This window comes from Pseudoalteromonas sp. SG43-1, assembly GCF_014164415.1.
GTDB lineage: Bacteria > Pseudomonadota > Gammaproteobacteria > Enterobacterales > Alteromonadaceae > Pseudoalteromonas > Pseudoalteromonas distincta.
In genome coordinates this window covers 54,665-66,567 of the sequence record NZ_JACJFD010000006.1, presented here as the reverse complement: position 1 = coordinate 66,567, position 11,903 = coordinate 54,665, and the positions used below count along the sequence as shown (strand labels likewise).

The following is an 11,903-nucleotide window of genomic DNA, read 5'->3' as shown; positions in this document are numbered from 1 at the left end:
AAATTGAGTGTGTAATTATGATGGGGGTTATAGGTTTATTTTTTGAAAGTATGTTTTAAGTTTTAAAAGCCCTGACTCAAGTTCAAATTTTTGTATTTTAGGATTTTTGAATTTAAACCCATTAGAAATATGAGTATTAATCATCGTCGCCATGCCCTCAAACCCAGCTGGCGCTGTGGCAACTAAATCGCTCAACAAAGGGTTTATAAGCACTTGATGCTCTTCTATTAAAGCTGGGTCTTCATATATATCGTAAACAAGGTTAGTTAGTGTTTGTTGGCTTTGTTGTTCCATATCATTTCTATAGCGCCTTAGCTTAGGCGTTTATAGCTCCTTTAAAAGTGCAATAACTTTAATGGTTTGTACTAATTATAAATCATTTAAGTAAATACTCATTACTTAATTATCTAAAGAAATACCAGATTCCTTGAGTTGCTTTTCAAATATTTCTTTTCTGATTTCGCCATGATTACTTTCATCTAAAAAGCGTTTATGTTCAGCAGCCTTTTCTGAGTTGCCTAGTTCAGTGTAAATTAAATAAAGATCTTTATGAGTCTTTTGCACTCTCATTTTCTCTTTAACTTCATTACTATTATCAGTGAGGTAGCGATTATAAAGTTTTATAGACTGTGTTAGGTCTTTAGTAACAAAACGTCCAGTACTATATACATACGCTAAAGCTAAAATACCATCAGGATCGCCTTCTGCAGCATGCTTTTTTGCCTCAGCAATATAGCGGCTTCCATCACCTGTATGAAGACCTACCAACTCAAGAGTTTGCCAATTTCCCATTTTATAAGCTTTTTCACACCAAGCATTAAGCTCTTGAGACGCATGCATTAAGCTTTTTTGACATTGGCGCATGACTTTATCTTGGGATAAGTTAGGATCATTAATATCAAGGTCAGGAAAAAAAGTTCCAGCCATTGTGCCAAAACATATTACGGTAGCCAAAAGAAGAGTAGCCATTTTTTTCACTATTATAGCCCTTTCATATGAGCTGAATTTTCGGGTAAGTGAACCTGATAAGTTGTTACTGCAGATTTAAACGGGAACCCCTCTCGGTAAAAGTACTTTTGCTTAAGCGCTTCTTTTTCATCAGAGTAACCCTTACAATCAGTTTGTGAGTAGCAAGCTGACCCACCAATAAAGTCGATAAATTTAATTTTTAAAATACCTTGCGCTTTTATCAGTGTATCGAGACCTTCTTGATAATTGGTAGATCTCACAGCATGCCACCTATGCATAAAAGCAATAACTTTATTCTGCTTAGACGTATTTAAAATATTACTAATATTTTGTGTCCAAACCATATTTCTTATTGTGTGGCTATTAAAACAATTTTCTGCAACCGAATTATTGTAACTACATGAAGCATCAATCAAATCCATTTCATCTAAAGTTAAATCCAAAGCAATAATTTTTAATCCCAACTCTCTGGCCGCTTTAACTAGTTCACAATAACTATTTGCTACACCATATCCCCGACCCCAATTATCATTAAAATATTGCTGAATAACATTAAAACCTTTACCGGTGCGTTGATAAAAAACTATTTTTTCCTGCATAGACCTTGGTAGCATTTCGATTGCAAAGTGAGTAAACCCTGAAGCTTTCAGTTGACGAAGCGCTTTGATAGCCTCAAATTTATAGATAGCTGGGTTATGGCTTGATTCACCAAGCATCACTAAGCGCGCATTACCGGCCATTGTTTTATAATTTACATCCGTGTTTATTTTACTCACTGTATTTCCTTATGTTAAGTATTCTTAGTGTTATTAAAACCCCAAGCTAGTCACACCAAGCTGCAGGCGTGCTTGCAAGTTTAAGCGAATCTCTATTTTCATTAATCCAAGCATCAATAATAGGTGCAGGTAAACCAATTAAACGCCGAGACAAAAAATCGCTAGTACTTTTATTGGAAGACTATAGTTTTACAGCTTTAACTGTGAGGGTCTAGGCGACATTCTATTATTAATAGCTCGTTTATTCTTAATGCTGGCAACGTAGGCCATTTATTATTTTTATAAAATTAAAAAAGTTAAATCTTAATGGTGGAGCCACCTGCTCAACTTTTTCAAAGTTTGATTACTTGCATACCATCAAAATAACCGTCAGGTGCTTCCTCAAGTTTCAATATTGGCATTACTGTACGGTATTCAAAACTCCCACCATAAGGTAATAACAAACTACAGTTATTTGATTCAAGTAAAATTGCCTTCTCATTGCTATCTACAAAACTTTTTATACCTTCGGGAGTTTTACGCGTAAACACTTTGATACTGTGAATATGCTCGTTAATCAGTCCAGTCCAACGCTCACGATTTCCATATATACGATGATCATAGGGTATTTTTTCCATGTCTTCATTTGAGCCTTGCTGAATACCCTCCTTATAAGCAAACCAAACAAGAATTGAGTCTTTAACGTTGTTAGTTTCAAACCCAATAATGTCGCCATTCTCTAAATGAATATACAAACAACTCCCAACATATGTAAATATATCTTTATCCTGAATATCGTTCTTTTCTTTGTACTTTCGGATCCCAAACTCTAAATAAGGTCTTGTTAAATTTATCACCTTATTATTTTTTAGGGAATTTACTATGTCTTTTTCAAGGGTTAACCCATTTAAAAAATCACTCATTATAAACCTAATTTTAAGTATGTTATTTAATTAACCAAGACGGAATATAATTATTACTAATATCGAGCTGATAACCATATAGTTTTTTTGCTAGTACAGCCATTGCTGTGAGTGGAATTGAAATAGCGCCTCTTCTATCCCCCTTTCTTGCATGTGAACTGTAGTATTCTTTATGGAGTAATAATGCTTTTTGCATTTCCTCATTGTACTCTTGCGCGCCATTTTCACTAAATATAGCCATCAGTATTGAAGGAATTGGCCACTCTATACGGCTTGCATATAAATATTCCTCATCATTAGGGTAATCATTAGGGTTACTAGCTACTAATGCTTTTTCTAATGCTCCCGCTAAATCTGAACCTGAGGTAAATACTGTTTTTAATAACTCCACTAGTGCAAAATTAAAGGGAGTTAAAGATGCTCCCGACTCTGCATTTTCTAAAATAGAGATATCGATAGATTTTAAATACTCGATTCCTTCCCACTCAAAGCTACGTGCCAAAATACTCAAATAAAAAGTTGTAAGCCAAGTTTGATAATTCGTATTAACATAGTCGCGCCGACCCACAACCATTACGTGGTCATCTATAATTCGAAATGGAAAGGCATTGCCAGAGCGTTCATTACTTTCAAATATACCTATCCCTAAAGATTGCGCCCGCAATAAACAGCCCCACGTCCTATTTTCATTCGGCTCAATTAGTGCTGCTGTAGGCAGTAAATCCTCACAATTTCGTTTAAATAGCCTTGGTACTTCTGTAAATGGATTTCGTTGAATACTTGGCCAATGATCTTCATGGCTGTCATTTTCTGCAAGCATGCCTGTATGGTCTAGGTGTTCATAAGTAAAGTGACTCTCAATCATTTTTATGCCTTCGTAATGCTATAAAATGTAAATTTAGCGTTTTCATTAATACAATAAAAATAATTAAAATACTGTATAAGTAATAAATATTAGCAGTTAATTGATTATAAAAGTTATAACTGCACTTCATATATAAAACTGCTTTATTTATATTCAGCAGGTTTACCATCAATAACCCACTGTGGGATATAGCCATTTTCTACGGTTAAATCATACCCTTTTACATCTTTAGCCAGTACGGCCATTGCTGTTAGAGGGATTGAAATAGCGCCGGCACGATTTTGATCTCTATCAGCGTTACTATAATATTCTTGATGAAGTAATAGCGCTTTTTTCATGTTTTCATTATAAACATGCTCACCCTCATCACTAATAATTGCCGTAATAACATCTACTAGAGGCCATTTTAATCGACTGGCATATAAATAGGCAAAATCTTCGTAATCATCGGGGTTACTGGCAACTAATGCTTTTTCGATTGCTGAAGCTAAATTTGCACCTGGCGTAAATAGTGCTTTCAGTAAATTAACCAATGCGTAGTCAAATGGGCGGTTTTGCTCACCTAAACTAGCCTCTGCAAAAACGCTATTATCAATCGTTATTAAAAAATCAATCGCGAGTTTATTACGCAATATAATAGCGCTGTATAAAGCAGGGAACCACACTTCAACCTTAGTTGAGAAATCATCAGCCTCACCTATAACCTCTATAAAGTCATTGTCGTAAGCTACTATAAATGGTTTACCTACACTTGCGTTACTCTGAAATGCTGCTAAAGCCATTTGCTGTCCGCGTGTTAAATAAAGCCATGCGTTTTTGCTATTTGGATTCTCTACCGCCTCTAAAGGAAAAGCCCTAATGAGGTTTCGCTTAAATTCTTCATGAAAAGACATACCACCGCCTGCTTTTATAAGAAAGAGGCTATCCTCGTCATCTTCAATATATTCCTCAACCATATCATCATAAGAAACTTGGCCATAACTATAGTGACTTTTTATCATTTTTTACCCTTTAAACTTTTACTTTAAACTTTGTAACTTCAATAGTTTTCTTCATTCCACTGTCATTGGCTTTTTGCTTGATCCCAATATACTTAATTACAGGAGCTTTAGGCGGACTTAACTTTGCATTTACTCTAGAGTATTTTTGCGCTCTTTGAATCGCTCTCAAGTTCTTTTTACAATCTTTTATTTGCTTAGTTAACTCCTCTTTCCCAACTTGACCATAGGCAGGGTTCTTTTCAGGATTTTGAAGTTTTTCTAATTTTTCAGTGTAATTGTTAATAACAGATTGCATATACTCAGTACTTCCCTGTTGAGCTCTTTTTTCTTCTGCCATACGGCTGCCCCAATCAGATGCACCACCCTTAGCCTCTACAATAATAACCTCTGGAGGATTTCCATCAATTAAATAAACTTGGTCAAACTGGCCTTGTTTACCATCACCTGGGAGATTTGATTCTAGGGGAGTTGCATCAGGATATTCATGCATTATATACGCTTTAGCCGCTGCTTCCCCTAGCTCCTCACTTGCATTTCGCATATCGCTTCGTGCATTTTTAAGCGCTTGTTCTCGCTCTGAGCCCTCTTCCATATCCAGCGCTTCGTTTCGAGCTTTTACAGCCTTATCACGCTTATCAGCACACTCTTTTAATTTCTCTTTATCTGCAGGAGTTAATTGCTCATGGTCTAAAGTAAGCTTTACCTCTACATCATGAGGAATATCAATTTTATCATTGGCTTCTACTAATGTGCCATTTTCGTAGCGTAACTTCGCTGATTGTTTTTTATCTTTTCGCGAAACAATTACATTACCTTTGTGATTAGTGTAAACATTGTAATTATCTTTATCGGGAGACTTAAGCTTGCTTACTAGTAATATTGCATCTTGCTCACTATTTGGCTTAGCTTTTTGAATTGGTTTTGGCTCAGATGCTTTACTGATTAGTCGATATTCTTTGGCTATATCATTCAAAGATTCATCTACAATGTCATGAGGTGCTCCGACTATGACCTCTTGCGGGTCAGCAATTTTTGGTAAGCCATCAGCACCATACATAAATTGTAGATCTTTAACGAATATATTTTTCTCTTCAAAAATTGCATATATACGCTCTAATTCATCCAAAGATTTTTGAGACAAAACAGCTGCAAGATTATCTTTCGCAAATCCTTGCGCTTCATTATCTTGTATAGTTTCTTTGGTAATATCACGCCCATTAAATAACATGCGCTCTTGAATACCACCTTGGATAATACTGCCGCCTGGAGTAATCGTACTTCCGAATTCAGGTATTGTTACAACGGGCAACCCTAACGCTTTAATCTCTTCTAAAATACTCGCTTCATGCTTAATATCCTCAATAGTCGCAGGGTTCATATTTGTAGAGTTACGTTTTGGAATAAGCAGTACTTCTTCATCATCTATAGCTAAGGCCTCTTTATAACCACCCGCCCCTAACTTATTATCTAAAACACTAGGGGGTATCCATCTAATTGGTGTTGAAAGAGTTGTTAATGACCCTAGATGTTCTTTAATATCTTTTGGCGTTAAATTACCATCGTAAGCGGATTGCAATAATTTATAAGATAATTCACCACTAATAGTTCCTGAAGCAACACTTATTTCAAGCGCTTCTTTTAAGCTCTTCTCACCCTCTTCACACATTAACCCAAACGGGTCCACCCAATTCACCGGATTGGGTGCATATTGGTAATGGTTTATCCCACCCACTAACCCTATTGGGTCTTGGTTTATAAAGCGCTGTTGTTTGGGGCTGTAATAGCGGTAGCGGCTGTAATGTAAGCCACTTTCCTCGTCTAAATATTGCCCTTGAAAGCGTATTGGCTGAGTGAAGGTTTTTTCTTTATTAAACTCAAACTCGACTTCTGGTTCTTCATAACCATACACATCGGCTTGGTTTTCCCATACTACTTGCGCGCTGCTGTTTGTTACAAAACGTGGGGTATTAAGTTGGTCTAGGTGGTAGTAGTACACCTCACCTTGTTTAATCAGCGCAACTGGGTGAAATTGATTCGGCAGGTTGATATACCAGGTATATTCACCGTGTTGGCATTCGCCGATTAACTGGTCGTTATCCCAAATGTAGTCAATTTTACCGTGCTCAGTGTGCTTGGCGATACGACGACCTAGTGGGTCGTAGTCGTATTGGGTAAGCGTGCCGTTGTTGTTAAAACAGCTTAACTGATTAAACGCGTTGTATTCACGACGGGTTTTAATGCCTTTGCCGGTTTCGCGTATTTGGTTACCGAACTCATCGTAGTAAAAGTCGCTGTCGCCAAAGTGTGTTAGGCGGTCGGCGTCGGTGGCACTGTTTATTGTGGTGTTGTTAGTGCCTTCATTGTTTATTACTGAGTCAGCATTACTACTACTTTCACTATTATTTGGCGCTAACTCTTTGTATTCGCTATGCGTGGCGCGTGTTAAATCAATAGAAGAGCTGGCTGTATGCTCATTACTGGCAGCCTTATGTTTTGCACCTTGGTTGCCGCTAGCTATATCGCTAGCTTCTTTATCACACGTGCTTGTATCTTTAGTGTCTGCATCGCTTGTGTTTGATTTAACTGTTTGGCTTTGTGGGTTACCAAAGCTATCCCACTGGTAGTATGTGGTTGTATCAGCACGTGAGCCTGCCAATTTTTGTTGTATTAACTGGCCGAGGCTGTTGTATTCAAAATTGATATTTTGGCTGCTTACGCCTTCGTTTTTACGGGCTATAAGCTGATTGATGCTGTCGTAGTTGTACGTACAGGTATCAAATAATGTTTGCGCTGGGTGTGTAAGCTGTTGCTGCGTTAAACGGTTGAATGCATCAAACTGCTGAGTCAGGGTAATGCTGTTACCAAACTGCTGGGTTTTTATATTACCTTGGCTGTCGTAGCTTAATGTTACAAGTTGCTTTGCAAGTTCAACCTCTTTGCTGTTGGTTTGCAATAAGTTAATGCCGCTTAGCTGGCCAAACTGGTTGTAGCTGTATTTAAGCGTGGTTGAGTCTGGCAGGGTAAGGGTTTGCCTTCTGCCGTATTCGTCGTAACTGTATTTTAAGGTATGCGCTTGTTGCTGGTTATTTACTTGCTCGGCGCACAGTAGCCTGCCGCCTTTATCAAACGTTTGTTTAAGTGTTGATTGCGCATTATGTGCACGCGCAATTTTACCTTGCTTTGTGTAGCTGTAGTAATTGGCGTTATTAATTATATGTGAGTCGCTTGCAAGGCTTGCATGCTGCGCAGTTACGCGGCCAAGGCTGTCGCGCTCTATTTTTACATGGCGTTTATTACTTTGCGTTACTGAGGCTAAGCGATTACAAGCATCGTACTTATATTGCTGTAGCGTGCCATCAAACCCGGTTATTTGTGTTGGGTTTTCGTTAGCGTCGTAACTTATGCGGTATACGTGGCCGTCGCTTCGCTCGATGGCTGTTAAGTTTCGCTCTTTGTCGTACGTTAAATGCAGTGCGCTGCCATCAGGCTGAATAACACAATGCGGTTGGCTTAGCCCTTCAAAGTGTTGCTCTGTGGTATCGCCTTTGCTGTTTTGCGAGCTAACTAATCGCCCTGCTTCGTCGTAGCTAAAATTTTGATGCTGTTTATTTTCAGGCTCTTTTTCATCAAAGGCAATTGTTTGCGTAAGCTGGCCGTGCTCATTGTATTTATATTGAGTGAGTAACCCTGCGTTATTAAGTGTGGCATTTACGCGGCCTAGGCTGTCGTAGCTGTAACGTATTAGCTCATCGTTGTGGTGTTTTGCTAAAAGCTCACCTTGTTCGTTCCAAATAAACTTAGTGATTTGGCCGTTTTTATTTATATGCTGGGTTAACTGGCCAAGCTTATCGTAGCTGTATAACGTGGTGCGGCCATCGCCAAAGGTTTCGCTTTGTAATAAGCCAGCCACACTGTATTTACGCGTAATGGTTTGGCCATCAGGTAAGGTAGTTAATACACGTTGTCCAAGTTGGTTGTAGGCAAAATGGGTTTGGTTACCATCTGGCTGTGTTATTGTTTCTAATTGGCCGAAAGGTGTGTAGGTATAGCGCGTTATGCTGCTATCGGGCTTTATTTCACTGAGCTTTTGGCCTTGTGCATTGTATGTATATTGCCAAACATTGCCGTTAGGGTCGGTATGTTTTACCAGTTTACCTTGTGCGTTATGTACAAAGTGCTCTTTGTGGCCGCGAGAGTCTATACAAATTGTTTCACCAGCCTCTGAGTTATATTCAAACTGGTAGGTATATGTATTGTTATCGCCCCACTGCTTTATACATTTTGCGCTGGGTGAGTAGCTATCCCACTCAAAATGATGGCTAAAGCCACTGGCTCGGGTACGCTTTGTTAATAAATTAGCGGCGTTGTAGGCGTAACGCTCAGTTTCGTTTTGCTGATTAGTAGACTGAACAAGGTTTTTGTTTTCATCGTACTCGTAGCTTGCAAGCAATGGCGATAGCAATTGCTGTTTGTTGTTTTTATCTGTGCAATATGCTGCTATTTTGCTTAATAAACCTTGCGCGTTGTAGCTAATTATACAGCCACGTACTTTGTTTACTTCTATACGGTGTAGGCGCTCTTTCGCATCGTAATAAAACGCGATGCTTTGGCCTTTTTCGTTAATTATTTTTTCAAGCAACCATGCGCTTTCGCCTGATTTAAAGGTAAGGTGTTGGTCGTCTGGCGTTACAAGTACTTGCTTACCATTTGTTTGGTAATGTAGCGCAAGGTTACTACTTAACTGATAGCTCGATTGGCCAGGTTTTACCTTTTCAAATTTATGTTTAGCGCCATGCTCGTCTTGGTACTCTAACCAGTAGGTGCCTTTTTGTTTAGGACCCACTTTTGGCGGCGGCAAGTAATGCTCTGTAAGGCTTGCCATAAAGTCATGGCGCCAACCATTACCCATTGTTGTACACACATCAGCATGAGATGAGCGATACAAACGTCGCCACACTAATTGGCGGCTGCCCGCCAATGTAAAGTCGATAAGCGGGAGGATTTCTTCGCCCGACAGCATTGATACCGGATCTGAACGGCACTCTTGATTTGTAATGGGCTCTTCGCTTGCGGTGTTATTACTTGCACCGCCAGTGTTTTTAGCGGGTGCTTGCGATGCGCTTTTACCTGATGCGGTTGAGCTTGATTTTTTGTTCGACTTTTTGCCCGCTGAGCCACTATTAGTATTATCGCTTACTTGAATGGCCGACTTTGCTTTTTGGTGGAAACACGTTACTGCGCCAGCTATTAAAGCTTGGGTAAGTACGCTTGCGGTTTCGCGAGCTGATGCGCTGCGTGGGCAGTTAACGCCAGCACTATTTAATAAATTAATTACATCAAGACGTTTGGCAGCGTCACCAGTTAGCGCACCACCAATTTCAGCTATTTGCTGTTTAGCACTTTGTGCCGTGTTTGCTACTGCAGGTGCATAGCCAGAGGGCGTTTGGCCTTTACCAGCAACGAGGCAAATGGGGTAACTTGATCCTTGTAAAACAACTGTATTACTTTGCATTAGTTGTGTACTTCCTCACTTATCCATAAGTATGATGCTGCGGCCTGGTATTTTGATTGTTCTTGAGAAATCACTAACGCATGTTTAAAGTGATTTACAATAGCCGGGCTTGAGGTCAATTGATATAAATTGACGAGTCCTTCAAGCGCACCAATTTTACCTAATTTGTAATTAGGTAATTCATAATGTGTATGCTCACTAATTAAATTACTGAGCAATTGTAAATTTGTTAACCACACATCGCTTTCGTGGTTTACGCCATTACCTGGCGCACATATAAAATCTATTCGTTTTTTACTATTAAGCGCAATGTTAGAAAAAATCCCACTTAATTGGTTATGCTTTATAAAATCTACAGATGGAGCCAGTTCGTGGCTTTGTTGCATCCAACCAGTTTTAACCGCTGTAACAGTTGCAAATGCACCACCAACACCTCGATAGGCATATTCACCATTTATATTTGCTTTGTATGTTGCGTCTACTGCAAGTACGTTAACCTTTTTCCACTGATTTTTTTGCACAAGTTCGATCATTGTATTAGCGGCTGTAGCACCATAAAACAAAATATGACTTACATGCTGTGGAAATAACTGTTTTAAACTATTTGCCAAAAGTTGCTTAAGCTCGCCTTGGTATTCAAGCGCAGGAAGCAACCAAACTAAAGGTGCTTGTAAGTCTTCAACTTTTGCAAATAATTCTTTTGCTTTTAATATGCAATCGTAAATGCATGCATTCCACGATTGCCATTCTTTAAACTCATTTGATGCAGACTCTTCGCCGTATAAAAGCTCATCTATGTCTTGAGAAAATGGCGCTAAAAAACACTCCATATTAATATTAAAAGCACTCACAACACGGCCTCCGCAGCTAACTTTTTAGCAGTAGCGTATTGGTAGTAGTTATATAAGTTAAATACAGCTTGGCTATAGCTATCCATAGCAGACATTTCTATAGCATTTAACTTAGTATTTAGCGCTTTACCTGCTATTAAGCGCGAAGATGAAAGCTCGCCCTCAAACTTTGGCCAGTTAGTGTGTAACTGACGCTTAAATTCACTACACGATAACTCATCACCTTGCCATGCTTGCTGTTGTGTTTCAAAGCTCACCAATAAATCAAGCTTATCGCCAAGCAAGCGCCTTATTAAAGCAATAATGGTATGTGGTTCTTCAACTTTATTTAAAAAAGTATTAGCTAATGGAATTAATTTTGCAAAGCTACTTTGCAGTAATACCTGCATGGTTTGGTCAACCGTTAAAGTGTTGCTTGCATGGTTGCCAACTACATTCACCTGTTCCCAACTGAGTGATAATAAAAAAAGCGACATTAACGGAGAATTAATAAGCCCAGCATTGCATAAGTGTTTAAACGTATTTATTACTTCGGTATTTTTGGCTGGGCTACTTATTAATAAATTTTGCTCCAACGCTGGCTGTAAATGCTCAAGTGACTCTTTGTCAGTGGTTAATGCAAAGCACAAAGTTTTTAAGTCAATATAAGCGATTAAATTCAAGCTGTGTTGCTGTAACAGAACTTTATAAATAATTAATTTAGTTAGGCTATGTAAGGTAGGCTCGTTCATTAAAGCGTTAATAAACGCTAAGTTAATGTTTTGAGGCAAATTAGCCATTACCTCAACGCATGCTTGTGCAGTGGAATCAATATTGGGGTCACTTTGTAAAAAAGTGATTAATTGCACTAAATCTGGCTGGCTAAATTTTTGTGGGACGTTATTTTTCTTAGCCGTTAACCAACATGCTTCTAATAGCTTTGTTTTAAGCGTTTTAATAAAACCTACGCATGTAAAAGGGCAATATTGTGCTTCACTAATTGCTAGCAGTTGCGCTTTATGATTACTTAGGTATGTAGATAGCAAGG

At 38.6% G+C, this 11,903-nt stretch carries 9 protein-coding genes; all 9 read right to left on the bottom strand.

The annotated features are described in order from the left end of the window. Positions 1–27 precede the first annotated feature (27 nt). A complete protein-coding gene (locus H5159_RS06715) occupies positions 28–294 on the bottom strand; it encodes a hypothetical protein (protein WP_076924322.1) in 267 nt (88 codons plus the stop codon). Positions 295–399: 105 nt separating this feature from the next. Further along, positions 400–978, bottom strand: a complete 579-nt coding sequence (locus H5159_RS06710) for a hypothetical protein (protein ID WP_182780053.1) — start codon at positions 976–978, stop codon at positions 400–402. 2 nt (positions 979–980) lie between these two features. Next, complete coding sequence (locus tag H5159_RS06705) at positions 981–1,745, bottom strand: ChaN family lipoprotein (RefSeq protein ID WP_182780052.1); 765 nt, start codon at positions 1,743–1,745, stop codon at positions 981–983. A 332-nt stretch (positions 1,746–2,077) separates the two neighbouring features. Then, entirely contained in the window at positions 2,078–2,647 is a 570-nt protein-coding gene (locus H5159_RS06700) for a hypothetical protein (RefSeq protein ID WP_182780051.1), read from the bottom strand. Between the two features lie 22 nt (positions 2,648–2,669). Then, a complete protein-coding gene (locus tag H5159_RS06695) occupies positions 2,670–3,512 on the bottom strand; it encodes an immunity 49 family protein (protein ID WP_182780050.1) in 843 nt (280 codons plus the stop codon). Between the two features lie 143 nt (positions 3,513–3,655). Next, complete coding sequence (locus H5159_RS06690) at positions 3,656–4,513, bottom strand: immunity 49 family protein (RefSeq protein WP_182780049.1); 858 nt, start codon at positions 4,511–4,513, stop codon at positions 3,656–3,658. A 10-nt stretch (positions 4,514–4,523) separates the two neighbouring features. Beyond that, positions 4,524–10,025 carry an RHS repeat-associated core domain-containing protein gene (locus H5159_RS06685; RefSeq protein ID WP_310742391.1) on the bottom strand — a complete coding sequence of 1,834 codons (5,502 nt, stop codon included), beginning with the start codon at positions 10,023–10,025 and terminating at the stop codon, positions 4,524–4,526. Next, positions 10,025–10,876, bottom strand: coding sequence for a hypothetical protein (locus tag H5159_RS06680; RefSeq protein WP_182780048.1), 852 nt, complete (start codon positions 10,874–10,876; stop codon positions 10,025–10,027). The genes H5159_RS06685 and H5159_RS06680 overlap by 1 nt, the downstream gene beginning before the upstream one ends. After that, complete coding sequence (locus H5159_RS06675; protein WP_182780047.1) at positions 10,873–11,901, bottom strand: hypothetical protein; 1,029 nt, start codon at positions 11,899–11,901, stop codon at positions 10,873–10,875. Before H5159_RS06675 ends, H5159_RS06680 begins: the two co-directional genes overlap by 4 nt. Positions 11,902–11,903 lie beyond the last annotated feature (2 nt).